18 protein-coding genes and 1 pseudogene are annotated in these 25,717 nt (G+C 59.1%); 8 read left to right on the forward strand and 11 right to left on the reverse strand.

What is annotated here, in order from left to right; all coding sequences use genetic code 11:
* Window positions 1–190: 190 nt before the first annotated feature.
* A pseudogene (locus RW095_RS03115) lies at window positions 191–1,613 on the reverse strand (IS1182 family transposase).
* A gap of 169 nt (window positions 1,614–1,782) precedes the next feature.
* Here RW095_RS03115 and RW095_RS03120 point away from each other — a divergent pair.
* From RW095_RS03120 to RW095_RS41200, 6 genes are all read left to right on the forward strand, one after another.
* Window positions 1,783–2,853 carry an IS110 family RNA-guided transposase gene (locus tag RW095_RS03120; RefSeq protein ID WP_317016367.1) on the forward strand — a complete coding sequence of 357 codons (1,071 nt, stop codon included), beginning with the start codon at window positions 1,783–1,785 and terminating at the stop codon, window positions 2,851–2,853.
* 738 nt (window positions 2,854–3,591) lie between these two features.
* Window positions 3,592–5,307 (forward strand): phospholipase C, encoded by a 1,716-nt coding sequence (locus tag RW095_RS03125; protein ID WP_317016369.1) that lies wholly within the window; start codon window positions 3,592–3,594, stop codon window positions 5,305–5,307.
* A gap of 174 nt (window positions 5,308–5,481) precedes the next feature.
* Window positions 5,482–6,936 (forward strand): cytochrome-c peroxidase, encoded by a 1,455-nt coding sequence (locus RW095_RS03130; RefSeq protein WP_317016370.1) that lies wholly within the window; start codon window positions 5,482–5,484, stop codon window positions 6,934–6,936.
* A 211-nt stretch (window positions 6,937–7,147) separates the two neighbouring features.
* A complete protein-coding gene (locus RW095_RS03135) occupies window positions 7,148–7,288 on the forward strand; it encodes a hypothetical protein (protein ID WP_317016372.1) in 141 nt (46 codons plus the stop codon).
* 491 nt (window positions 7,289–7,779) lie between these two features.
* The gene (locus RW095_RS03140) at window positions 7,780–8,292 is read left to right on the forward strand and encodes a response regulator transcription factor (protein ID WP_317016373.1); all 513 of its coding nucleotides are present in this window, start codon (window positions 7,780–7,782) and stop codon (window positions 8,290–8,292) included.
* Window positions 8,280–8,489 (forward strand): winged helix-turn-helix domain-containing protein, encoded by a 210-nt coding sequence (locus RW095_RS41200; protein ID WP_394365066.1) that lies wholly within the window; start codon window positions 8,280–8,282, stop codon window positions 8,487–8,489. The genes RW095_RS03140 and RW095_RS41200 overlap by 13 nt, the downstream gene beginning before the upstream one ends.
* A 785-nt stretch (window positions 8,490–9,274) precedes the next feature.
* Here the strand turns inward: RW095_RS41200 and RW095_RS03145 are convergent.
* The 9 genes from RW095_RS03145 to RW095_RS41205 all read right to left on the reverse strand — a co-directional run bounded on the left by RW095_RS03145 (window position 9,275) and on the right by RW095_RS41205 (window position 17,231).
* Window positions 9,275–10,297 carry an IS110 family RNA-guided transposase gene (locus RW095_RS03145; protein ID WP_317016202.1) on the reverse strand — a complete coding sequence of 341 codons (1,023 nt, stop codon included), beginning with the start codon at window positions 10,295–10,297 and terminating at the stop codon, window positions 9,275–9,277.
* 397 nt (window positions 10,298–10,694) lie between these two features.
* Window positions 10,695–11,243, reverse strand: a complete 549-nt coding sequence (locus RW095_RS03150) for a class I SAM-dependent methyltransferase (protein WP_317016375.1) — start codon at window positions 11,241–11,243, stop codon at window positions 10,695–10,697.
* Window positions 11,244–11,416: 173 nt separating this feature from the next.
* The gene (istB, locus tag RW095_RS03155; RefSeq protein ID WP_317014949.1) at window positions 11,417–12,250 is read right to left on the reverse strand and encodes an IS21-like element helper ATPase IstB; all 834 of its coding nucleotides are present in this window, start codon (window positions 12,248–12,250) and stop codon (window positions 11,417–11,419) included.
* A complete protein-coding gene (gene istA, locus RW095_RS03160; RefSeq protein ID WP_449406524.1) occupies window positions 12,247–13,758 on the reverse strand; it encodes an IS21 family transposase in 1,512 nt (503 codons plus the stop codon). The genes istB and istA overlap by 4 nt, the downstream gene beginning before the upstream one ends.
* Before the next feature lie 458 nt (window positions 13,759–14,216).
* Window positions 14,217–14,771 carry a hypothetical protein gene (locus tag RW095_RS03165; protein ID WP_317016376.1) on the reverse strand — a complete coding sequence of 185 codons (555 nt, stop codon included), beginning with the start codon at window positions 14,769–14,771 and terminating at the stop codon, window positions 14,217–14,219.
* Between the two features lie 13 nt (window positions 14,772–14,784).
* A complete protein-coding gene (locus tag RW095_RS03170; protein ID WP_317016378.1) occupies window positions 14,785–15,408 on the reverse strand; it encodes an MlaC/ttg2D family ABC transporter substrate-binding protein in 624 nt (207 codons plus the stop codon).
* A 314-nt stretch (window positions 15,409–15,722) separates the two neighbouring features.
* Window positions 15,723–16,037, reverse strand: a complete 315-nt coding sequence (locus tag RW095_RS03175; protein WP_317016379.1) for a cyclic-phosphate processing receiver domain-containing protein — start codon at window positions 16,035–16,037, stop codon at window positions 15,723–15,725.
* Window positions 16,018–16,551 carry a hypothetical protein gene (locus tag RW095_RS03180; RefSeq protein ID WP_317016380.1) on the reverse strand — a complete coding sequence of 178 codons (534 nt, stop codon included), beginning with the start codon at window positions 16,549–16,551 and terminating at the stop codon, window positions 16,018–16,020. The genes RW095_RS03175 and RW095_RS03180 overlap by 20 nt, the downstream gene beginning before the upstream one ends.
* Window positions 16,539–17,231 carry a PD-(D/E)XK nuclease family protein gene (locus RW095_RS41205; RefSeq protein WP_394365037.1) on the reverse strand — a complete coding sequence of 231 codons (693 nt, stop codon included), beginning with the start codon at window positions 17,229–17,231 and terminating at the stop codon, window positions 16,539–16,541. The genes RW095_RS03180 and RW095_RS41205 overlap by 13 nt, the downstream gene beginning before the upstream one ends.
* A 361-nt stretch (window positions 17,232–17,592) precedes the next feature.
* Between RW095_RS41205 and RW095_RS03185 the strand changes: the two genes are divergently transcribed.
* The gene (locus tag RW095_RS03185) at window positions 17,593–18,243 is read left to right on the forward strand and encodes a hypothetical protein (protein ID WP_317016381.1); all 651 of its coding nucleotides are present in this window, start codon (window positions 17,593–17,595) and stop codon (window positions 18,241–18,243) included.
* A gap of 885 nt (window positions 18,244–19,128) precedes the next feature.
* Here the strand turns inward: RW095_RS03185 and RW095_RS03190 are convergent.
* Entirely contained in the window at window positions 19,129–24,567 is a 5,439-nt protein-coding gene (locus RW095_RS03190) for a trifunctional serine/threonine-protein kinase/ATP-binding protein/sensor histidine kinase (protein ID WP_317016716.1), read from the reverse strand.
* On the opposite strand from RW095_RS03190, the gene RW095_RS03195 reads away from it, so the two are divergent.
* Entirely contained in the window at window positions 24,480–25,592 is a 1,113-nt protein-coding gene (locus RW095_RS03195) for an IS30 family transposase (RefSeq protein ID WP_317016382.1), read from the forward strand. The two genes, RW095_RS03190 and RW095_RS03195, sit on opposite strands and share 88 nt — an antisense overlap.
* Window positions 25,593–25,717 lie beyond the last annotated feature (125 nt).

The raw sequence follows: 25,717 nt of genomic DNA on the forward strand, positions 1-25,717 counted from the left end.
CCGATTGATGGATGGCACCTCAATCATGGCACTTGATGCCCGCGACTTCAGCGTCGCACCGGGACGGGGAAGTCCCTCACATTTGAAAAAGTCGTGTTTTGGTCGAGGGCGCAGAAGTTGGCGCTACGTTTTCGAATTGTTCCGCTCGGCAAAGCGGCAAACTGAACGAGGCAACGATCCCCGTTGCTCTTCATGCAACTGCCTGGTTCATCTGTTTGCTTCCTGGCATAAGCGACTTGGCCATTCTTCGAAGATTTTGCGCGGTCGCTGCCATCAGGAACTCATCATGGGCGCCACTTGGACCACGCAGTCGCAGACGATCCAGTTTCAAGATGCGCTTAAGGTGAGCAAAGAGCATTTCCACCCTCTTGCGCTGTCTGCGAGACTGTTTGTATTCGGAGGTCACCGCGATGCGTCGAGCCTCATCGCGAGCGGCTTCATGGATGCTGCGCGTGATTTTGCGAAACGCCATATTTGGGCAGCATTGATTCTTCATCGAACAACGGTCGCAATTCTTTTCGCTCGATCGATACACGATAGTGTCGGCTTTCGTGATGTGCGTGCGCGGATTCTTCATTGGACGCCAGTCGCTGCGTAGTGGGTTCCCTGCAGGACAGCGATACTCGTTGGCCTCTTCATTCCAGATAAACTCGCTACGGGAGAACGTATTATCCTCTCGCATCGTTTTATCCCAGACCAAAACGTGTGGCTCAATGTGTTTCTCCTCAACCATCCAGCCAAGCAACGCCGCCGTGCCGTAGGCGGTGTCGCCGACCCACCGACCAGCTTGCGAGGTGTCTGTCCCGTTGACGTTCAACACGATCAATCATTGTTCTGGTTGATTCAACTTCCTGTGCCCGATTGGCCGGTGTCGCCTCAACATCCATAATGATGCCCGCCTGCAGGTCAATCAGGTAATTGGTCGAGTATGCAAAGAAAGCTGTGCCACCAGGAGCGGCAGTCCACCGTGCGGCAGGATCGCTCAGCGATATTTTCTTTGGAGGCGTCGAAGACGCTACCGGCTCGGATATATCTTCTGCCGTTGGATTGGTTTGTTCCAGTGCTTCAAGATATTCCCGTACTGCGCGGCTCTGTCCATCGGCACGTCCCCAGTCGATAGGCTCTGTTCCCGGGACTCCGTTCGCAGGACTCGCGTCCGCCTTGATGATGCTTGCGTCAATTGCGAATCCTTCGCCCTTGACGAGCCCCTCATCCATACAGCGACTCAGCACAGACTCGAACACGTGACGCAAGAGGTCGCTATCGCGAAACCGCCCGTGACGATTCTTTGAGAACGTCGAATGCTCTGGTACGGCATCCTCCAAGCCCAGTCGGCAGAACCACCGGTATGCGAGATTCAAATGGACCTCTTCACATAGACGTCGTTGGGACCGGACGCCAAAGCAATAACCCACGATCAACATGCGGACCATGAGTTCCGGGTCAATCGATGGACGATCCATCGGGCTGTAGAACGGTGCAAGGTACTGGCGTAGATCTCGTAGATCATGGAAGTGGTCGATGCCTCTTAACAGGTGCGATTGCGGGACGTGGTTGTCGAGGTTGAACGAGTAGAAGAGCTTGTCCTGTCCGCTATCCAGTTGACCCATCATGACGATTCACTCCCGTCGCTTGATGTCTCCCAGGATACTCAACATTCCGCATCGACGGCGACTTTTTCAAATGTGAGGGACTTCCCCGTCCCGGTGCGACGCTGAAGTCGCAGGCATCAAGTGCCATGATTGAGGTGCCATCCATCAATCGGAACAGGAGGGGGAAGTCATGGACCAGCTTACTACTGTCGGCGTCGACCTGGCAAAGGATGTGTTCGCGGTCTGCGTGCTTGATGCTACCGGTGCCGTGTTGCAGCGGCGCGTGCTGCGACGCGAGGCGTTCATGCGATGGGCCGAACAGTTGTCTCCCTGTCGCGTTGCAATGGAAGCCTGTGGTTCCTCTCACCACTGGGGCCGCTGGTTTGCCGCCCGCGGTCATATCGCTCGCCTTATTCCACCCGAATTCGTCAAACCGTTCCGGCCCGGCGGCAAGAACGATGCAGCCGATGCTGAAGCAATCGCTATTGCCGCACGGCAGCCAACCATGCGCTTTGTAGCAATCAAGTCCGTCGACCAGCAGGCGATTCTCGCCTGGCACAGCGTACGTCAGGGCTGGCAGGAAGAACGTACCTCGCTGCTTAATCGCACGCGCGGATTGCTGGCTGAATTTGGCGTGGTGATTGCACGTTCAGCCGATCGCTTTCTGGGCGCGTTGCCCACACTGATCGAAGAAGCCAGACTGCCTAACCCGGTGCGTGCTATGTTGCTCGAGGTGCGCGAACAACTGGTCGCGCTGAACCTGAGGCTTGCTCGCTGCGACCAGCAGATCGCCACTCACGCCAGAAACAGCGATGTCGCCAAACGCGCCGGCGAACTGCTCGGCATCGGTCCGGTAACATCGAGTGCGCTGGCCGCCACGGTGCCCGATGCGAAGGTCTTCAGAAATGGGCGGCAGTTCGGCGCCTGGCTCGGCCTGACACCACGGCAGCACAGCTCAGGCGGCAAGACCCGGCTGGGACATATCAGCCTGCGCGGCAACGTCTATCTGCGCACGCTGCTTGTTCAGGGCGCCCGAAGTACGTTGCAGTCGGCGTTGCGTGCGGACCCCACGCACGCAAGCCGGCTACAACGATGGATCAGACAGCTTCATGAACGCAAGGGCTATCACAAGACGTTGATTGCAATTGCCAACAAGCATGCCCAGATGCTGTGCGCGATGCTCGCGAAGGGCGAACATTACGACGCCGATGCGTGGCAACGCCATCCCATGCATCCGCCGTTACCATCCGCTACAGCATGACCCGGTTAGCCTGAAAGTCAGCTACTGCTCGACGCGATAGCAAGACGAGGTCGGACCGAACGGGAGAAGAACCCGACGATTCTGTTGGCGAGTCATTACCGCATGGGGCCTGGTAGCTCATGCCTGTTCGCCGGTTTTCAAATAGGGTTCTCCTGTGCGGCTCATATCGTGGCCCGCCCGATACATCTCGGGCAACAAGGCCGTTTGCAAAGACGCAGCCTGTTCCTGGTATTGCTTCGAAGCGCGAGCCTTAACTGACAACGGAGAAGTGATATGACCGCCCAACCAACTGGACCACCAGCAACATTGGCGCCGCGCATTTGCCAGCGCCAACCAATCTCACCCCGATCTTGACTTTCGGGGGAAGTCCTTGCAAACAGAATCGGCCATCAGGAGACAGTCACAGCCTTGCTGCGATCGACCGAAGTACAGCCAGCATCGGCCGTTCGCCTGCGAAGTTCGAAAGCTTGTTCTGCTGGCTGCATATGGCGACGACCTTGCGGTCATGCCTTGAGCAGCTGTTCAGGCGCCGCGCTTTTGAATCGGGATGCCGCTTAAAGCAGTATCTCTGCGCCAATGAAAGGCGATGGTTAGTAAATTGCCCGAAAACTTTCACTCTTTAGTGGTCCAATTCGCCGGCTTTATCCAACAGCTTGGCCGTCGCTTTTCTAACAACAATTTCCAGCACCGTCCGCACGTATCGATGGAAGGGCTGGATAGCGAATGTGGAGTCCCCTGATGTTTCACAGAACCCTTTTGCCCATTCCGCTTGCCGCCGCACTGTTTGTGCTGAGCGCATGCGGAAGCAACAATGGCAGCTCTTCTGCCTCTGCCCCGGCCGCCTCTGCGCCGGCCGTTAGCATGTCCGCGCAGGACGCGCTGACCACTGCAACGCCGATCAAGCATCTGGTCGTGATCTTCGGTGAAAATCGTTCCTTTGATCACTACTTCGGCACCTACCCGAACGCGCAGAACCCGGCCGGTGAGCCCGCGTTCACAGCGGCGGCGAATACGCCGACCCAGATCAACACCCTGAATCAGAAATCGCTTCTGACGAGCAACCCGAACTTCCTGAACACGGCTAACAACGCGTTTTCCGCAGGTAGCGGCAAGAACCCGTTTCGCCTCGACCGCAGCCAGGCCAACACGAACGGCCAGTCGCACGACTATCGCAACGAACAGCTCGCCTACAATAATGGCGCGGCGGACCTGTTCCCCAAGTTTACGGGTAACAACGGTGCCGGTAGCGGTTCGACATTCGGTACGCCGGGTCTCGTAATGGGTTACTTCGACGGCAACACGGTCACGGCGCTCTGGAACTACGCCCAGAACTTCGCGATGAGCGACAACATGTACACGGGCACGTACGGACCGTCGACGCCGGGTGCGCTTGAAGTCGTCTCGGGCCAAACGAACGGCGGTGTTTCCTCGACCGGCGCCGCGCAAGGCGACAACGTCATCGCCGACGGCGCCGGCGGCTTCACGGTCAATGGTGACTCGGATCCGACAGGCGACCTGTGCTCGGCGACGACCAGTGTCACGATGTCCGCGAACAACAAGAACATCGGTGACCTGCTCAATGCGAAGAACATCACGTGGGGCGGCTTCATGGGTGGCTTCGACCTGTCCGCCACGAATCCGAACGGCACGACGTCATGCCAGCGCAGCACGTTCTCGTCGGTCCTCGGGGCAACGAAGGTGGACTACATACCTCACCACAACTGGTTCCAGTACTATGCGACGACGGCCAACCTGGCGCACACCCGCCCGACGTCGACCGCGCTGATTGGGCAGACAGATCCGCTCGATTCGACGGCCAAGCCGGTTCACCATCAGTACGACATCAACGACTTCTTCGCGGCTGTCTCGTCAGGTAACTACCCGTCGGTCAGCTATCTGAAGGCACCGGCCGTCGGCGACGGGCACCCGGGCAACTCGGATCCGATTGACGAGCAGGCGTTCTACACGAAGGTCGTCAACTTCCTGGAGCAACAGCCGGACTGGAAGAACACCGCCATCGTCATCACCTACGACGATTCGGATGGCTGGTACGACCATGCTTACACGACGCCGACGACTTCATCGTTCGACCCGACTGCCGATCAGCTGAATGGCGTAGGTACCTGTAACGCAGCGGGCGCAACTCAGGGCGTCGGCGTGACGGGCGCTGCTGTGAACGGCCGTTGCGGTCCGGGCACGCGTGTTCCGTTCATCGTGATCTCGCCGTATGCCCGTAGCAACTTCGTCGACCATACGCTGATTACGCAAGCCTCTGTTGTCAAGTTCATCGAAGACAACTGGCTCGGCGGCACGCGCATCGGTGGCGGATCGCACGATGCGGCGACGGGCAGCCTCAATTCGCTGTTCGACTTCACGAATGGTGGCAAGACGCCCGCGGTGTTTCTCGACACGAACGCTGGCACCAAGCTGTCCTCCGCGCCGGCGATGAACTAACTAAGACTGACACGCCTAGTTTGTCTGTCATGCCGCAGGGAGCCTGCTGGTCAATCCTGCGGCGTGACGTTCGATGAACGGGATTGATAACAGACAGTCAGTAAAGGCGTCGAGCCAGCTGGTACGGTGGCTCGACTTGCTTATTTGCAGTTCAGATTTGCTACAGCTATCTTCATGAATCTTCCTTCGAATGCCACGTTGCCTTCGCAACTACCCACCGGAAGCGGCCCGTCGGCCGACGCTGCGAGCCGCAAGATGCGCCGCCGGATCCTGTGGATACTTTTGTGCATCGTGCTGGCATGCGCCGTCGTAGTCGGCTATGCGCTGGTCTACCGCGAACGTATGCCCACGGCGATCGGTGACAGGGTTGAGGACTTGACGGGCGCGAACGCCCACCCGGTCAAGCTCTTGCGTCCCCCAGTCGCGCCCCTTAGCGCGGCGGCCGTGCTCGGTAGAGACCTGTTCAATGACCCGTCGCTTTCGGCGTCGGGCAAACAGTCGTGCGCGTCGTGCCACAGCGCCGCACGCGCTTTCGGACCACCCAACGATCTTTCGGTACAGCTTGGCGGTCCTCACATGACGGACGAAGGCTATCGGCCGGCGCCGTCGCTTGCCTACCTGTATCGCCAGGCTCCATTCAGCATCGGTCCCGACCAGGGGGAGACAGACACCGCACCGGTCAGCCTCGACGTACTTGCATCCGCCGTACAAGGTGTGCAACGCGCCCAGAAAAACGCAGGCGTCGCACCTGCCGCGCCGGCCATGGTGCCGCAAGGCGGATTCTTCTGGGACGGCCGCGCAAGCACGCTTCAGGATCAGGCGATCGGACCGCTGACGGACCCAGTCGAAATGGCGAACCCGAACGTGGCGGCGGTCGCTGACAAGCTCATGCACTCCAAGTACATCGGTATGATCGAGCAGCTCTTCGGTACGCGCGTCGTCAGCGACCCAAACCTGCTTGTGTCGGAGGCCATGTTCGCGATTGGCAGGTATCAGTTCGAAGATCCGGCGTTTCATCGATTCTCGAGCAAATATGACGCCTGGCTCGAAGGACATGCCCGCCTTACACAAACCGAACTACGGGGCCTGCGCCTGTTCAACGACAAAGACAAAGCGAATTGCGCAGGCTGCCACCTGAGTCAACCAACGTCTGACGGTCTTCCGCCGCTATTTACGGACACACAGTATGAGGCGCTCGGCGTCCCACGCAATCACGAACTTGTGCGGAATAAAGATTCCAAGTTCTATGATATGGGCATTTGTGGCCCGTTCCGGACCGACATGGCGAAGGACACGCAGTATTGCGGCATGTTCCTGACGCCGACGCTGCGTAACGCGGCAAGCCGCGGTACGTTCTTCCACAATGGCGTGTACCACAACCTCAAGCAGGTCATGGATTTCTATAACCTGCGCAACACGAGCCCGGAGAAAATCTACCCACATGACGCGGCGGGCAAAGTCCTGGTGTATGACGATCTGCCTGAAAAATACCATTCGAATGTCGACGTTGCGGATGCCCCGTTTGACCGCAAGTTTGGCGACAAGCCTGCGATGACAGATGAGGACATCAACGACATCATTGCGTTCATGAAGACGCTCGATGACGGCTACGGGAGCGTTCGCAAGTAATCCCTGAATGGACCGAATTGGCTGGAACCCTTGTGCAGCAAGGATTGAGAGGAATCGCTGAGATGTGCACCCCTCGCACGAGGGCGTCGCAATCGCAGGCTTTCAGTCGATCGCGGTCCCACTAGTCGCGCAAGCCTGCCGCATTGCGCGCAGGACAATCGGTTGCATCTTCTCGCTCCACGAGTCGGGGTGCGCATCAAGGTATTTATCGATGATTGTGCTGGACCTGTCGCGCATCAGCATGCATTGTTCCGAGGCAGCGCTGAAGCTTCTCGATTTCAGTGTCTGGCGCGCCAAAGGCCGGAGCATAGGAAAAGCCATCGAGCACGCCAATTACGTACGCGGTACGTAGTGATTGACTTCCTCCTCGAAATAATTTTCCGGTGAGAAACGCGTTGTTGGTATCGGACACTGGACTCGCGTGCGCGACGGAGCAAATTGCGATGAGTGCCACGGCGGCCATTGATCTGTTTATCTGATGTCAATTCAAAAAAAGGATAGGGTGCGCTATTGTGCGCCGCCATTGTGAAGATTGCTGCGCTGACGCCTCAAAATTCACCGCTGGGAATGCATTCCTTACCGGCATGCCCCGGTTCAGTCGGCTGAAGCGTCACCTCGTTTTGCTCAATCAGAAACTGCGGCCGTTCCGCCACAAACCGCCTCTTGATACGATGTTCTGGTGACGAAGGCGAACCTGTTCGTCGGCAGCGGGACAGCCGGAAAGGTACATAGCGACGGAAAGGGTCCTGACAGCCCCTTTCCGTCGCTATGTGGAAAAATGAACGCACTTCGCCCTATGTGCAGTGCGGTAATGCGAAATTTCTTTTCCGCAGGAAAAACAGAATGAGTGGGCGTATTATTCTTGTCGAAGAGCGCCTGGAATCGGCGGAAGTCCTGTGGAAAAGTGCCGTTAGCTGCGGCTTCCACGTCGAGATTGCGTTCGATCTGGATGCGGCAATAACGATGTTGCAAAATGACCCTTTGCCTGATGCGTTGATAGTGGCCTGCGGCAAACACAAACTGGGACGTCGTTCCGCTCTGAAAGCGCTTCGTTTCTCAATCCGTACCCAACGCCTTCCCGTTATTGTCATCGCTCCCGCAGGCGACGAAGACGACTGCATCCGCACCCTCGCGGCGGGTGCCGACGACTATGTTACGACACCCGTTTCTCCGGCCGAGCTCTTCGCCCGGGTTAGAGCGATTTTACGTCCACGGCCTGTGTCGGCACCGGATCCGGTTCTTGTTTTTGATGGGCTATCGCTAGACCCTAATACTCACAGCATTTTCCAGATGGATTCCGACAAACGGACTGATTTTGACATGACCCCACCGAGTTCAAATTGTTGCGACTTCTAATAAAACATGCGGACGAGGTCCTGTCGCGCGAAACTATCGTGAAAAGCGTCTGGGATGAAGAGGGGGCGGTGATGCCGCGCATGATAGATGTGCAGGTTTACAACATACGGGCAATACTGCGCCAGGTCGGCCGTGAGCACATGATAGAGACGGTGCCACGGATGGGATATCGAATAACGAGTCGAAGTGCCCTTTGAAAGCGGGTGGCTCCCGGGTAATCACGGCCACGCACATAATCGCGACGACCATGCTCATGAAGACGAGATCCAGAAGATTTTCGCCCTGTCCGGTGTGTTTACCGTTTCCATTTTCGAGGATGGGTACCGCCCGCTTTCCGGATTACGCCGGCGACGGAGGGTTCACGGCTGGACGCTTCCGCGGTGTCCGTTACCACGGTGCGACCCGATAGGAGGCAACAGACATTCGCGCTGGCGAACCGTGGCGGCTATCTGGAGCCGAAGGAAGATATTCCCGTTTACTCGATAGACTCCCCACTGGTTTGGCAGCGCTGGCCTGAGCGGCCGTCCTGGACCGAACAACGGTCGTTCAAAAGTAAAACGCCATTGGCGCCTCCGGGTCGAGGGCGTGTGAAAACGCCAAAGTACTCGGTTTTCGGGTGTCGCTTTACCCTTCCCTACGCACTGCTAGGCCAATACAGCGCGATCTGACGGGTCGATTTTTTTTGAAGACCACATTCAACGCGTGTTTTCACACAGCCTTATATGGACACCGCCCGGTTTGCCAAGTTGATCCTTTGTGATACGTGAACAAGGTATCGGCTGCGGTCTTATATGCGGCCTTTTGCAAGCCGAAGCTGCGGGCCCTGATGGAATTCGCCAGGAACGTCCTCATCTCGGTCACGTGCTTGAAGCACAAGACTGTGTTCAGGTTTGCGTTCCTGCGGTCCGACCTGTCTCGCCATCACATTGAAATCAACCTTAGCAACCTACCAGTTCCACAACGATTCAAAGTGCTCGTCCTGTTATGCAGGTCTGTTGCTCACATGATGCGCTTCATACGAAGTCCCGTGAGCGAGGATCGCCCAAGCGATTCGTGCCATTTTGTTCGCCATGGCCACTGTTGCTACATTTGCTGGACGTCGCACCTGTATTGCCTTTTGCCATGCGGTTGGTACCTTGGTGTGACACAGAACAGAACGCGCCCCATGTATCAGCAACGTACGCAAGTATGGGTCGCCACGTCGGGAGATCGAGCCCAGCCGTATCTTTCCTCCGGTACCATTCTGACGAGGAACAAGTCCCAGAAACGCAGCGAACTCGCGCCCCGACCTGAATGTCTTCGCATCTCCAATTGTAGCTACCAACGCCGTTGCAGTCAGGCGGCCGATACCCGGCACTTCGGAGATCGCACGACATGCCGCTTCGTGTTTCTGCCAGGCGCCAATCCGCTTCTCAAGTTGATCGATGTCCTCCTCAAACAGGTTGATGCGACGCAATTGTTCGAGAAGGTTAAGAAGTATCGATCTTGGCAGGGTGTCTTCGAGTTCTGCCATGCGCTCCCTGATCTCGTCGAGTCCTGCTACGCGTCCTGCGCGAAACGTAACGCCGAATTCATACAGCAACCCACGCAGCTGATTTATCTGCATCGTTCGAAACTTGACGAGCAACGAGCGCATACGATGAAGGCTTAGCATCACTTGCTGATCCTCTGTCTTGGCGGCAACTGTGCGCATGCCGGGTTGCTGCACCGCAGTCCAGATTGCCCGGGCGTCCGCCGCGTCAGTCTTGTTCGTTTGCACGAAAGGTCGAATGAATTGGGCGTGTAATAGCACCACCTCGTGTCCGAGCGCGCGAATCTTGCGCGCCCACCAGTGAGCACTTCCGCAAGCTTCGAGGGCGACGCGACCAGCGGGGCGCTGCGCCAGAAATGCAATTAAATCGTCGCGTCCGAACTTCCGATTCGCGATCTCGCCAGTTTGGGCGTCGACCCAGTACATCTGGAACACCCGCTTTGCAATATCGAGTCCGTATGTCGTAGCATTCATCTGGGGCCTCCGTTCCTTAAGTGGTTGTGTCGCAACTCCCACTTTGGCACATTGATGCCGTTCGGTCCTGGAGGCCCTCTATCGGCCCAATTCCCCGGAGGGAGGGCGGTGTCCATTCCATCTCGGTCGACTTCTGCCGGATGCTACCCAATCGACGGCGTACGACCTTGTCGATGCAGCGTCGGACCGGCTTCGGGCCAGTTACTGCCGTTCGACACGGCCCGTGAATCATTGCTAACCGACGTGCAGTTTGCCCTGAAGGAGTAACCGGTCGTGTTGGCCTTCTTCCGACAGCATGGCCGTCGTCCATTCAGGCTATTCGAGGTAGCCCGGCGCCAATACGTAGCTCAATAGCTGCGCTGTATATCACCGGTTATACGCCTCGCGTTGCGCTACCTCAGCAGTTGGTCATGCTGCTGAGATGCCAGACGTTCGCTGGCGGCGCATTCAGCCACACTGTTTTGATGCGGTGCCAGCGCAAGCCTATAGGGGCGACGAACGGGACGCGCGGTTGATACGTGAACTGCACAAGACGTCGAGCCCGGTCCGCGTAAAGGAGTTCGGCGAAGGCCGCAACCGTTGGTTCGACGACACCAGACGAAAGCGAACGAAACGGCAGTCCGGAGACAATAACCGTCTTCGCTGGCAGGTTTTGCAATACCGCGACGTTCTTATGAAACGCACCGCCGACCACATGTGCCCGAGGAAATCGCCCTCTCAGTTCGGCGGCCAATTGATCTCCGAGCTCGAATACGATCAGCCGCGCTGATGGGTGCCTGCGCACGAGAGAATCCGTCACGACGCCGGTGCCGGCGCCCACCTCGACGATTGCCTCGAACGACTCGACACCGTCCGCCATGGCGTCGGCGAGACAGCGCGACGAAGGAGCCACTGCCCCTACGGTTGCAGGGGCTTTTAACCATTGTTTGAAGAAACTCAGGCTCATGTGTGGCGCGACAGTCTGGATGAGAGGCGCGCGACAAACAGGATGAGAATGTCGCGGCGAGCTTGATGATGCCGTTGTTGATTGACGCTGACAAGCGATTAAAGTTGATTGACGCGCGTTCGTTGATTGACGCTGGGCAATGTCGGATTAGAGTGTGCGTCAGGCGACGCGTGTCATGATTCGTTCTCTGGAGTCGCAGGCATGCCGACATTGTTTGGCGTGGCATAGCGCGCAGGGCGTCCTGGCCCCTGCTGTTTGCGCTGCATGGCGGTGCGCCGCCGGTAGCTTTCGACATTCATCTCGAAGATGGTCGAATGATGGACCAGCCGGTCGACCGCGGCCAGCGTCATGGCGGGGTCGGGGAAGACCTTGTTCCAGTCACCAAACGGCTGGTTGGCGGTTAGAAGAAGGGATCGGCATTCGTATCGGGCGCTGATCAGCTCGAATAACACGGAGGTTTCGGCCTGATCCTTGGTGACGTATGCAAAGTCGTCGAGAATGAGCAGGTCGAAGCGGTTCAGACGGTTGATGGCGGCTTCGAGCGCCAGCTCGCGACGTGCAACCTGGAGCCGCTGCACAAGGTCGGAGGTGCGGGTGAACAGGACCTTCCAGCCTTTGTCCAGCAGGCTCAGTCCGATGGCCGACGACAGGTGCGACTTGCCGCCGCCAGGCGTCCCGACCATGATCAGGTTGGCGCCGTTGCGCAGCCACCCATCGCCGGCACACAGTGCCGAGACCTGTGCTTTGGAGATCATTGGCACTGCATCGAAATCGAAGGTCTCCAGCGTCTTGCCCGGTAGCAGCCGGGCCTCCTTCAGATGGCGTTCAATACGACGTCTATCGCGTTCGGCAATCTCGTGTTCGGCCAGCGCCATGATCAGGCGTGCCGCGGGCCAGCCCTCCTTGTCGGCGCGCTCGGCGAAGGCTGGCCAGATCTGTTTGACAGCGGGTAGCCGCAAATCGTTGAGCAGCAGCGACAGGCGGGTAGCATCGAAATCGTGGCTCATGCTGTCATCTCCTGATCCAGGGTAAGCAGGGCTTCGTAGTCGCGCAACGAAGCCAGTTGTACGTGCACTTGTGGGACAGCTGCCGGATCCGGAGCAAAACGCGAGCGCAGTTCGTCCAGATCGGGTAGTCGACCATCGGCCAGGTTCTGTTCGAGCGCATGGGCCAGCTCGGCCTCGCAGGCGCGCTCGTGAGCCAGGCTCAGCAACTCCACCATGGTCTTGCACGCCGCGCGCGAGGACAGTTGCTCGCACAGGCGATCGAAGGTCAGCCGATAGGCCTCGCGCGGGAACAGCTGGTCGCGGTACACAAGGTTGAGCAGCGCCATCGGCTTGCGGCGCAGCGCGTGAATGACATGCCGGTAGTCAATGACGTGGCCATGCTTGCCGCTGGTGCCTGGGCGGCCACGCCGCAACGTCATCAGGGCCGTGCCGCCCAGGAACAGTTCCAGCCGGTCGTCGTACAGCCGCACCCGCAACCGGTGGCCGATCAGCCGCGACGGAACGGAATAGAAGACCTTGCGCAATACGAAACCGCCGGTGGAGGTGATGTAGACACGCGTTTCCTCGTAATCGCTGGTGCGCGTGTTGGGCAGAAGCTGCAGGAACGGCACTTCCGCCTTGATGCGCTTGCCATTACGCGCGTTGATGCGGCTGACGATCTCGTCGATGAAGCAGCGATAAGCGGCAAGGTCGATGAACTCGACGCTGCCGCGCAGCAGCAGCGCGTCGCGGATCGCACTCTTGAGGTGACCATGAGGACTCTCAATGGCGCCGTTCTCGTGTGCGACTCCACGGTTGTTGCGCGTGGGCTGCATGCCGTAGTGAGCACATAGGGCTTCGTAACGCGTGGTCAGATCGTCGCGCGCATCGCGATCCAGATTGCGAAACGCCGCCGACAGACTGTCGCTGCGATGCTCGAGCGGTGCTGCGCCAAGTGCCCAGAGCGCGTTCTGAAGCCCTTCGGCGAGGGCAACATAACTCTCGCCACCGAGAATGACGTGAGCGTGTTCAAAGCCCGAGCAGGCCAGACGGAAGTGATACAGGCGATGGTCCAGCGCGGCGCCGGCCACGGTGACGCCGAGAGCCTGCATCTCGGTGAAATCGGACAGCCCGAGCCGACCGGGCTGATGTACCTGGCGAAACATGACCTCGCGTTCCTCGCCATGCAGTGCCCGCCAGACGCGGATGCGCCGCTCCAGTGTGCGGCGCACGTCACGTGAGAGCTGCGGATGGCGCCGAAGCATCTCTTCCAATACTGCAACGGGCCGGATGCCTGGAGCGGAGGTCAGTAGTGGAACAATCTCCGCGTCGAAAATCCCGGCCAACGGATCCGCGCGCCGGCGCTCGCGCGGCGCCTTCTTCTGCGATGGCAACCGTGGATCCTCTTCGATGCGGTAGGCGGTGGCGACGCTAAACCCGGCCCGGGCAGCCGCCTCGGGTGGCGCTTCCTTGAGTCTGTGCTTCATGTAGAGCCTCATCTGGTGGTCGTTGACGTGGCGTCCGGGCACGGCGCACCTCCCATGGCATGGAAGGTTTGTTCATACCCGATCTACCGCGACTACCAAAAAAGCTCCCGGTGAAGGTCGCCTCCTGGCGCGGCATGGCGGCAGCGGTTCCGGGCTACGCCCGTTCCCGCTGCCGCCATGCCCGTTCTCTCATCCTGACTGACGCGCTCCTCTCATCTTGATTGACGCGCGGCACTCATGCGCTGGAAACACGACGCCGGACGGTCTACGGATCTATCCGTGTCATGATGCAATTGCGGAAACCACGCGAGGATATCAGGTAGTAGTTAACACGAAGCGGACACGGACATGACAAATTTGCCATGGGGTACTTTTTGATCCGAGGCTGACCGTCCGTTCTGGAGAAAACCGAAGGGCCGCAGCGGAGTCGACTGCTGCCTGATCCTGCGAATGCCGCTCGTTCCGCAATGAGAATGCGACGGACGCTCGCGTATCGCCCTTCAGTAGCTGCGACCGCTTATGCGTGAGATGACCGAGTTGGTTTGAGCGGCGGCCAGTTCCGCCCGCAGGTCTGCCCATCTGGCGATTAAGGTAGTATCTGGCGTCAGAAAAAGCGGCCGCGTTGCCCAGCCGACGACATGGGCGCCGTTCCATTGCGTCTCAAAGATGCGCAGATCCTCGTCGTCGCTCACGCCCGCGTTCACCAGATCATCGAAGGACTCGAGGTTGAACAGTTCGAGCTCGTCCTGATGGATACCCGACACCAGCGATATAGCCGAGCAGAAGAAGCGCCGCGCTTCCTTGCGGGTGGCACGCAGCGCGAACGCGTCGACGATCCCGTCAGGCGTCTGCCACACCATCCGGTAAAGCAGCTTGCGGCATTGTTGCGATAGCCCGCTCATGGAGAACCTCATGCTTTTGGAGCACCGCCGCGCCTTGACATTGAGTGGCGATCTGTACGACAGGCCGCGGATGCCATTCCCGCCAATGCCAGCAGATGAACTATCGCCTTCCCTCACCCACCGTGCGACGAGGTATGCGTCCGCCGCCATCATACCCAGCGATCACTTACTGCTTGCCGGAAGCGAGTTGCTGGTTGCGCTCAGCAAGAAACTGGATCAGACCGTCAACACCGCTTTCCTTGATCTTGTCACTGAACTGCTGCCGATATGTCTGGATTAGCCAGACGCCGAGCACATTCAGGTCATACAACCGCCAGCCCTGCGGTGTGCTATACAGCCGGTAGTCGATCTCTGCTGGTTCGCCGTTCCTGGTTGCAACCGTACGCACCACCACGTCCGTATCGGTTGGAGCGATGTGTATCGGCGGGTAGTCGATCCGTTGGTCTGGACGGAGCTGACCGATAGCACCCGAATAGGTGTGGATCAGGAGCATCTTGAACTGTTCGACCAGTTGCTGCTGCTGCGCGGGCGTAGCCGTCCGCCAGTAACGACCCATCGCCAGTGACGTGGTGCGGTGAAAATCGGTGTAGGGAAGAATGTCCCGGTTTACGATATCAATGATGCGAGGAATATCGTCCGGCGCGATCGCTCGGGTCCGCACCTCGTCGAGTATCTGTTGCGTCGCGGTCTTGATCAGAAGCTGAGGCTCCGATTGGTCGACTTGCGCGTACGCCGCACCGCCGAACGAGAACAACGCTGCGCAAAGAGTCAGTAGAGAAAGTGTCTTCATGTGCAGAGTCCTGGCTGGATGCGTTGGCTTGCTGCTATGAAGTATCCTCCATCTACGCCCGAATGCGTCGCGGCAGCACTCGTCGCTGTTTCAAGTCCGAAACTGGCCGAACTTGTGCGAAAAAGATCGGGGCAACCAGGAGCAACGTCACAGATCGACCCCAACTCGGCCGTTGCGGCTCTCTGCCGACAAATGGCCGTTCATGTATGTCGAACGGTCATCTCGGCACGGCACTAGTACAGAGAGCCGGTAGGGCAGCGCGTGATGCGCGAACCGGCTTACGGTCTTTCGGGAGCCACGCTGGCGTGCATGCCTTACCTATCAGTGCCGCCAGCTGCGCGATTTGCGATATTTTTTATCGCTTCGATACCTGCACGCATTTTTTCAGCAGCGGAAGCGTTGGCTGAGTGAACGCTGACTCTGGGTGGAGCGAATCCTCCAAGCGCTACGGCCTCCTCTATCCACAGGATCACGTCATAGCCGGTTCCATGCTCGTCATCACCCAAATCGTGGTCCAGATTAATCTCCGTCACCTCCCCGGACTCAAGCAGCCGTATGGCCTCAGACGGCCAATACACCCTCACCCAGCCAACCGGGGGGATGCGTTCGTCATCCAGAAATACCTTCATGTTGATCAGTGGCGCCAGTTGACGCGCCGTGCCCCGGGCAGAGGCAGGCATCCGCTTCCATTTTTGAGGTCCTCAATTCGACCTGCTGTCCCGGTGGGAAGTCCGCATGCGCACAAGCTTGGATAATCGATTGGCACTCACGCAGCAGTTCGACCGTGCGGGCAATGTCGGCACACCCCGATTGGTCGGGTATGGGAAATGGTTTTTCGTGCTTCGCGACGGTCATTGTTTCCCCGGTCAGTAAGCGCCCGGGTCTTACAATGGAAACACCCTGTCTTCCGGATTCGCTGATCAGCTTTTTGTGCCAAAGGTCACGCAGATGTTTTTGCTGGCCTTGCTCCGGCACGTCGATCTTAAAGCAAAGTTTGTTTTCCTTCGGACTCGTCTCGATTTGAAGATAGACCTTACAGCCGGCTGCTGGAACGCGCTTTCCGAAATAGCCGTAAAAGCCGCCAGCACCGTTGTGTACATAAGCCCATTGCCCGCTGCCTAATTCCTCCTTCAGTCGCGACACGAAACCGATTCTTGCTTTTCCACCCCATTTCGCAATCGGTGTGGATTTGTAACTCTGTACCTGATTCTCAATGTGCCGCAGTCGGCTCGCGAAATCGTCAAGGATATGACTGGTCGCGCGCGCGCCTTGCCGAGTTCACTTTCGAAAAGCTCGAGTAGATCTGACCGCCGCAGTATCGAATATCCATCAAGCAGCACAGGCGAATAATTGCTCTGATCGCCCGTCTGTATGTATGTATGCAACCGGCGACTAATAGGCTGCTTGAGGCCGGTTTCGGCGTGATCCTTATATCGCCGAAGCTGTCCGCGGCTTTGCTCGGTGCCGACTTTGTCTTCAATGACGATAACAATGTCCCGATTGACCCAGCAAAGGATGTCGATACGCGCCTTCTGCCGCTGTATCTCCACAGTTTCGATGCGTGCCGGCGCCGGGGCATCTGTGTGGCCAGCGAAGATCAACGAGAGGAACGCTCGGCCCAATGCGCACAACTCAGGACACACGCTTTCATATTTTGAATCCGCCGCTTCTAGAAGCCAGCATATAAATGCGTCTTGCGACAATTCGGAGGTCGCATATTTGAACAAGTTTGGTCTCACCGAAGCGTCCCGGGTATTCGTTTTGATATCGCGCCCAAAATCATCGCCAACGGGGCGCGCGGCGGATCGCGAATCATAGCGCACTGTCCTGAGAGACTGCGCACCGTTTGAAAGACACTGCGCTCAGCGGTCACGTGTGTTCTGTCTTCGGGGCTAAAGCAGCCACCGGACCGGCCGCATAAAGACGATGGCAAACGGCTGCGCATGGCCGGTTGGCTGAGGTCGTCGCCACACGACGTCTGGACAAGCAGATTGCTGCTCTCCCCCTAGAAGGCTTGCCGCCGCAGTTATGCCGGAGATACGTCGTGCCGTTATAGCCACATCCGTCGCTCCCGCCAGGGGACAGCAACAGTCATGCAGCAAGCCAATCCTTACTAAAGTTTTCTTCTCACATGCCGTTAGACCGAGCGCTCTCCGTAAATAACAATCTAATCGAGGACCGAAAATGTTGCTCCCCAAAACAATCGCAGCCTTGGCCATTACCGCAACAGTTTCTGGATGCGCCTTTAACGTCCAAGTGGCGTCGCAATCAGGAGCTGCGGAAGTGATGACGAACAAGGTGCGGCAAGAAAAGGCATATGTCGTCTTCGGAGACAGCCTGGTTACAGCCGGTCGAGATGTGAAGTCGGGCTTCGCATGCGGCGCTCACAAATACCCGATGTATATCGGCCCCGCACTGCAAAGCTCAATTTCTCGGACCGTCGAAGCTGCCTATCCGAACGCAATCAACACTGGCTCACAAGTCCCGTCGTCTGCCGACGGAATCGTCATGAAGTTTGATCTCGCAGATTTCGATCCTCGCATCCGCTTTCTTCCCGGCTTTTGGGTTCCGACAGCCGACGCGAACGTCGACCTCGCGATCAAGGCCCGGTTGACTGACGCAAAAGGAAAGGAACTGTTAACCACGACGTTCAGGGGACAAGGGCACGCCAGCGAAGATGGATCATGCCCTATAGGGGCCGACGCACTCGGTCAAGCTGCGCAGAAAGCGATCGCTAATGCCATGGAGAGTTTCGTCGATAAGGTCTTCAACACCGGTGCCCTCGACGCGGCCCTGGCGACAACCGTAGCAAAAGACGCCGCACGAGTGCCCTGAATAACGATCCGGAATCGGTCCGTGTAGACAACGCGCAGACTGCTCTATCGTCCTCCCCAAGAATCCTGTTTCAGATAGCGGGGGGAGGTTCGCCACTCGCCAGATGCTTTCGAGCAGGCAAAAGCAGCTCATTCTTTTGGCCGGGTAACAAGTGACTCGCGCTGCCGCCAGCCGGACAATCGCCCCTTGCGAACGGGCTAACGGAAGACGGCAGCGTCGAAGGTAGCTTCGCCGACTTGTTAATGAGAACGCATGGGACAGCATGCGGACAAATAACCCGAATGAACCCAAGCATCGAAGGCATCATTTATGGACTGCCACGCCAGTTTGTCTGCCTCGCCTGAACGGTCTCGGTGCCAACGACGGCGTAGAGGTTATCGCACTTGGCAACGTGCGGGATACCGAATTTATACAAGCGTCTTCGAGTCCGCGATTGATCAGGGTGTTTGCCGTCGAATGTGCAGGAGCAAGCACATTTCGTCCCGTTTTCGGTGGGGCACATGCGCTGGCTAGTAACTAGTGCGATGAAATCGGTGGCGACGCAAGCGAGAATAACCGCTTCGTTTCAGAACGCGACGCGTGGATGATCAATGGACGACCGGCTGGCTATGGTCGCGCCGCGTCGGTACGCTCTTTAAGCTCATCATCGCTTGGGTGCTCCTGACCCACTCCGGACGTTGGACCTGGCGCCATCTAATCGGCAGCTTTCAGAGGCGCAGCGGTCATTCATTCGAGTCTGTCGGTTGCGTCATCGGCCGACGATACCGGAACATAATCCATGCGACATGCCCCATGTTCGGGGCGCTGCATACAAACCGGCCACAGGGACGGCTAGCCTTAAGCAACGAGACGAATTGCCGATTGTGGCCCTGCGTTGCCCACCCGTCACGACACGCTTTCCCCAATAGGAGGCAGGCTAAATTGGAAGACGGCGCCGCGCCCGGTATTGCTGGATGCCCACAGCTGTCCTCCGTGGGCTTCGATGATCGAGCGGCAGATCGACAATCCCATGCCCATTCCGTTGGACTTCGTCGTGAAGAAAGCCTCGAACAGCCGATCCGCATTTGCCAGATCGATGCCCGGGCCAGAGTCCTGTACAGCCACGACCACGTGCCCCTCCTTATCCCGACGGGACTCGATCGTTAATTCACGTGGCTCATCACCAATGTCGGCCATGGCCTGGATACCGTTTATGACCAGATTGATGATCACTTGCTGAAGCTGGACCCGATCGCCGAGCAGCGGAGGCAGGTCGGAGGCGAGCTTGAGGCGCAACGAAACGCGATGATTGAGAACCTCGCGCTGAACCAGGGACACAACGTCGTTGACCACATCGTTGAACTCCAGTTGCGTCTTCTGCGGGGCAGCCCCTCTGGTGAGCGAGCGGATACGAAGGACGATTTCGCTCGCGCGCCTACCTTCGGCGATCATAAGCTCCACGCAGGCCCGTAGCTCCTCCGGTTGCGGTGTCCTGTGGCCGAGCCATCGCAGGCAGGCTTCGCCGCTGGTCACGATTGCACCGAGCGGCTGGCCTACTTCATGGGCGATGGATGCACTCAGTTCCCCAAGGGTTGTTACGCGAGCTGCATGAGCGAGCTCCGCCTGCAATGCCAGCAACTGCTCCTCCGCTCGCTTCGCCTCGCCCCGCCGCGTTGCAAGCTCCGCCTCGGCCTTCTTGCGCTCGGTCAAATCGAGCACGAAAGCAACACCTTCGGTCCCACCTTTTTCGAACTTCGCCGCGCCGATCAAGACGGCCGCGCGGCTGCCGTCCTTCCTGTAAAACTCCTTCTCGTAGGGCTGTACCGTCCCGGTCATCTTGAGTTCCAAGGTTCGTTGATTGTCGTACTCGAGCCATTCGGGCGGCGTCAGGTCCGTCCAGCGCACGCGCCCTGTCACGAGATCCTCGCGGTCATGTCCCACGATACGGAGAAATGCGTCATTGGCCTCGAGAATCGCGCCTGCCAGGTCCCAGATGAAGATGCCGACGATATTGGCGTCGACGAGGCGCCGGATCCTCGCTTCGCGTTCTGCGAGATCGCGGTACAAGAGCGCGTTCTCAAGAGTGATCGCGGCCTGCGAGGCCAGCAGTTCCAGGACCGTCACGCGTTCAGGCGTGAACGCATGTGTGGCCAGGTTGTTCTCCAGATACAACACGCCGATCAAGTCGGAACGCCGCACTAGCGGCAGGCACAACACCGATTTCGGCTGTCGGCGGACCAGGTAGTCGTCCGCCGAAAACGGATTCGATCGCGTCGCATCGTCCAGCAGCACCCGTTCCTGGCAGCGGCGGACGTAGCAGACGATGGAACTCGGCATCGCCGGGCCGAGCGTTGCTGATTCCGGCCCCGCCGATTCGGGGAGTGACTGATTCAGGTGCCGCTGCACGTGAATCGTCTGCTGTTCCGTGCTCGCTTCGGCCGCGAGGACCAGGCTCTCATTGCGTGCGAGCAGCAGCTGTCCAGACTGCGCGCCGGCATTTTCGAGCACGATGTGCATCAGCGTGTCGACCAGGTCCTCCAGCAGGATTTGGCCCGAGATAGCCTGCGAGGCCTTGGCGACTGACAGCAGGTCCAGTTGCGCCACGTTGCCGGGCGAGGTGGCGGATCGTGAAGCTGATGGTGCGCGTACTGGCGTGCGCTCGTCGAGCTGCCGGACCTTGGCGTGCGCGCCCCAGCGCGCGAAGCAACTACGCGCCTCGTCAAGCTGGGTGCGGCCTGCGCTCGTGAACCCGCGGTCCAGAAAAAATCCCGCAGCCAGCTCGTGTGCGACGCCTTCATTCTGGACGAAGCCGTTCTCGCGGGCCGCTTGAATCGCCTCTTCGTACAAACGCATGGCCTCGGCGTCTCGCCCTTCGACGCGGGCGATCTCGGCCGACACCAGGGCGTGCTTGTCGGCGAACGTCGGTGGATAGTTGTCGGCCCACTCGCGCAGCTGCGCCTGGTGCACTGCCAGCCGGTCGCGCCAACCATTGCGCTCGTCGGCAGAGGCGTTCTTGTAGAGCGCTGCCACCGTAAGCGCGGTGTAGTAGTAATAGTCGAGCAGAGGGAAATGGGCGGTCGAGGACCAGAGTAGCGCATTCGCCTGGTCGGCTGCCGCGAGCGCCTCGGGGTAGTCTCCCGACAGGAACCGCGACTTCGCTTTCACGATCCAGTACCAGCAGACCGTGGTGGGCATCCGCTTGCCCGCCAGCAGCTGCGCTTCGAACGCCGCTTCGTCGAACTGCGCGTCGTTGAAACTGGACAAGGCAGCAGTGCGGCCCTGCATGGCCGCAATGAAGCGCTGCTGGGGGACGATGACGTCCTCAATGTCGCGGAACTTGCTCTTGTGCACGAAGTCCTGGGCGATCTCCGACTCGCGCCACACCGCATCGAGCGGATCGTTCCGCAGGAGAAGGAGCATGACGATATGGAGCATGCCGTAGCACGCGTAGGTCAGGTCCCCCGTCCCGGCCGCGGTGCGGAGGGACGCGCGGACGAAATCGATCGCGGTCGCCAACGGATGGGTCCAGAACGCGGCGATTGCCGTCGCATCCTGAACCTTCGCTCGATACGTGAGGAAGCCGTGTTTCTCGACCAGGTCGCATCCCAGCCTCGCGAGACGATACCCCTCGGGGTAACGCTGAAAAGCCGGTCCAAGGCTGAACCCCAGGTAGCCACAGGCGTGCGCGGAAGCGCCGTTCACGCCGTGCCGCATGCTGAGATTCAGGGTGCGGCACAGTTCCAGACAAAAAAGATTGCGATCGGTAACGTAGGCTGAGTTCGAAAGCACACACAACAGACGCGTGGCGGCCTGCACTTCCAGATCCTGCATCAGCGGCAGCTCGATCAGGTCCTCGATCGGGCGGCCTTCCAGGTTGCGCCAGACTGTCTCGTATTCGGCCTCAACCTGTTCCCAGCTTGGGTGCGCCGGGATGTCGATACCGAACAGCCTCAAGCACGCGAGCGCGCTGTCGATGGCTTGCGGGTTCTCCGACTTCACGATATGGAGCAGGACCTTCAAATCGTAGACGGCCGCCATGTCGACTTTCGACGCCCCCCGCTGCAGTAGCTCCGCAAGCAGTTCCTCCGCTCGATCGAGTTCACCGGTCAGAAACTCGCATTCCGCGCATTCGAGCCGCAGGCTGAACATTAACTCGTACTGGCTGGCCCAATACGTCTCGTCGAGCAGCGCCATACCGGCGGCGAGGTACAGGCGCGCCGACGCAAAGGCCGCCGAGGCCTTGGCCCGGCGCCCGGCACGCAGGTCGATCGCCGCCACCCGCGCCTTTTCGTCCCGGTCTACCAGCCATGCAGCGCCCCGATTGAGCTGGTTTGCGACATCGAACACATGCTCGGCGAGCTCGTGCGCCGTCATGCTCGCCAACAGCGCGCGGCCGATGCGCAAGTGGACTTCGGCACGGTCCGCTTCGGGTATCAGCGAATAAGCGGCCTGCTGGATCCGGTCGTGCAGGAACTTGCCAGTGCCATCGGTGCGCGCAATCAAGCTTTCGCGCGTAGCCGCCGCAAGACCTTGCTCGGCCTCGACCGTTGAATGCCCGCTGACCAGAGCCAGATGGCGCAGGTCGAATGTGTTGCCCAGGCAAGCGGCCAACTGCAGCGCTTTCTGCGCAGGGGTCGGCAGTTGACGCAACTTTCCCACCATCAGGTCGACGACGTTGTCGGCGAAGTCCTTCGCCTTGATCTGATCCAGGTCCCACTGCCAGACCCGGTGTTGCGCATCATGCCGCAGCAACCCCTCCTTGTTCAACGCGTCCAGGAACTGGATAAAGAAGAACGGGTTGCCCTCGGTGCGCTCACAGACCAGCCGCGTTAGCGGCTCGCAGGTGGCGGGTGCCGCATGGAGCGTGTCGGCCACTAGCTGGTTCAGATGCACGACCGACAGCGGCGCGAGTTGGAGGTCCGTCACCGGCGCGCTACTGTGGCGGATCGTCTCGAGGGTGGTCACGAGCGGATGCGATGCGTCGACTTCGTTATCGCGATAGGCGCCGATCAGCAGCAGAAAGCTCGTGTCCGGATGAGTGAGCAGGTGCTCGATCAACGTCAGGCTGGCCGCATCGATCCACTGCAGGTCGTCCAGGAAGAGGACCAGCGGATGGTCCTCGCTCGTGAACGCCGTCACGAATTGACGGAATACCATGCGGAACCGGTTTTGCGCCTCGGTCGGCGGGAGTGCCGGCACCGGCGATTGCGGGCCGATAATCAATTCGACCTGGGGCAGCACATCGACAATGAGTTGGCCATTGACCCCGACCGCGGCCTGGATCTGCTGCCGCCAGCCGGCGATGCGCGCCTCGCTTTCGGCCAGCAATTGCCGCACCAGTTCGCGAAATGCTTGCGTGAGGGTGGCATAGGGAACATCGCGCTGGTACTGATCGAACTTGCCGGCAATGAAATAGCCATGGTTCGCGATAATCGGCCTGCGCAACGCGTCGACCAGCGACGACTTGCCGATGCCGGAGTACCCGGAGACGGTCGCAAGCGCCGCCTGACCGGTGGCGGCCATGCGCTCGAAGGCGCCGAGCAACCTCGCTGCTTCGTGGTCCCGCCCGTACAGTTTGTGTGGGACTTGGAAACGCTCCGATAGATCGTCCGTGCCGAGCGGGAACGGCTCGATCCGGCCTGAGGCCTGCCATTGCACCAGACACCGATCGAGATCGGCCTGTAGCCCGTACGCACTCTGGTAGCGGTCTTCCGGTAGCTTGGCCAACAACTTCATCACGATATCCGACACCGGCTGCGGCACCTCGGGCGCGATCTCACTCGGGGGGGTCGGCATGCGGGCAATATGACAATGCGCCCATTCCAGCGGATCGTTCGCCTGAAACGGCAACTGGCCGGTCAGCATCCGATAGAGCAACACGCCCATCGAATAGCAATCCGTCCGGGAATCGACCGGACGATTCATGCGGCCGGTTTGCTCGGGGGACACGTAAGCCCAATCGCCCGCGGGGACGGTGACGTCCTCTGGTGAAACGGTGTTGTGCTCCTGAAGCGTCGTCGCGCGGCTGAAATCCACTAGCCGAACTTCGCCCGTCTCTTGCGTGACCAAAATATTGGCTGGCCTGATATCGCGATGAATGACCTCGGCGGTATCGAGGCCCGCCAATGCATCCGCCAGATGGCGGCCGATACGCAGGCAAAGAACCGCATCCCTGCGCGGCTCACGACCTAAAACGGCTTCGAGCGACTCGCCTGCAGCGACCGAGAATTTACTACTCCGAGACCCAGAAGGCGCTGATGTGGGACCGATGGCGCAAGGGCGATACGATTCATCAGATTGCCAAACTGTTCGATCGAGGCCATTCTTCGATTCAGCGGATACTATCGGAGACCGGCGGCATCCAGCCGCTGCAAAGGCACCGCGCGCCACGGGCATTGACGCTCGCGGAGCGCGAGGAGATATCCCGCTCCCTGGTGTCCGGATTATCGATTCGGGCGATAGCAGCCAGGCTGGGACGGGCTGCGTCCACTATAAGTCGCGAGTTGCAGCGCAACGGGGGCAGCCAGGGCTATCGAGCAAGCCAGGCGGATGTGATCGCCTGGGAGAGGGCACGTCGGCCGAAGGTTTGCAAATTGGTGCAAAACCAGACGCTGGCGCGAGTTGTCGCTGCAAAGCTGAAGCTGCAGTGGTCCCCTGAGCAGATTGCAGGTTGGCTCAGACATGCTTATGCGGTCAACAAGGACTACCTGGTGTCGCACGAGACAATCTATCGGAGCCTCTATATTCAAGCTCGTGGTGCCCTGAAAAAGGAATTGCTTGAGCACTTGCGACGCTCTCGAACCATGCGCCGGTCCCGTCATCCCACACTGAAAACTGAGGGACGCACGAACATTCGCGACGCCGTATCGATCAGTGAACGCCCCGCTACGGCGGAGGATCGCGCAATACCCGGGCACTGGGAAGGTGACTTGCTGTATGGCAACGCTACGAGCCAGATTGCAACTCTCGTCGAACGTCAAAGTCGATTCGTGATGCTGGTAAAAGTCGCCAGCAAGGATTCTGAGGCTGTGGTTGACGCGCTGATACGACACGCCAGCAAGTTACCTCGGGAACTATATAAATCGCTGACGTGGGACAGGGGTTCGGAAATGGCCGACCACAACCGCTTTACTGTCGCTACCGACATTGAGGTCTATTTCTGCGACCCACAGCATCCCTGGCAACGCGGTTCGAACGAAAACACGAATGGGCTTCGGAGGCAATACTTCCCTAAGGGTACTGATCTATCTGCCTACTCACAGACCAGGCTGGATGCCGTAGCCAGGCGGCTCAACGAACGTCCCCGAAAAACACTCAACTTCGATACGCCAGCTGAGCGATTTAACCAAATCGTTGCATCGACCGGTTGAATCCCCCGCCGGCTATTGCCGGAGGCGGATGTCGCTGCACGACCCTCATGCGACGTTCATGTTATCGCGGCGGACGGCTGCAGTAGCGGTGGGAGCGGACAGTCGGATGCCTTGGGGGGCTTGGC

The sequence above is a fragment of the Paraburkholderia kirstenboschensis genome (assembly GCF_032806925.1).
Classification (GTDB): domain Bacteria; phylum Pseudomonadota; class Gammaproteobacteria; order Burkholderiales; family Burkholderiaceae; genus Paraburkholderia; species Paraburkholderia kirstenboschensis.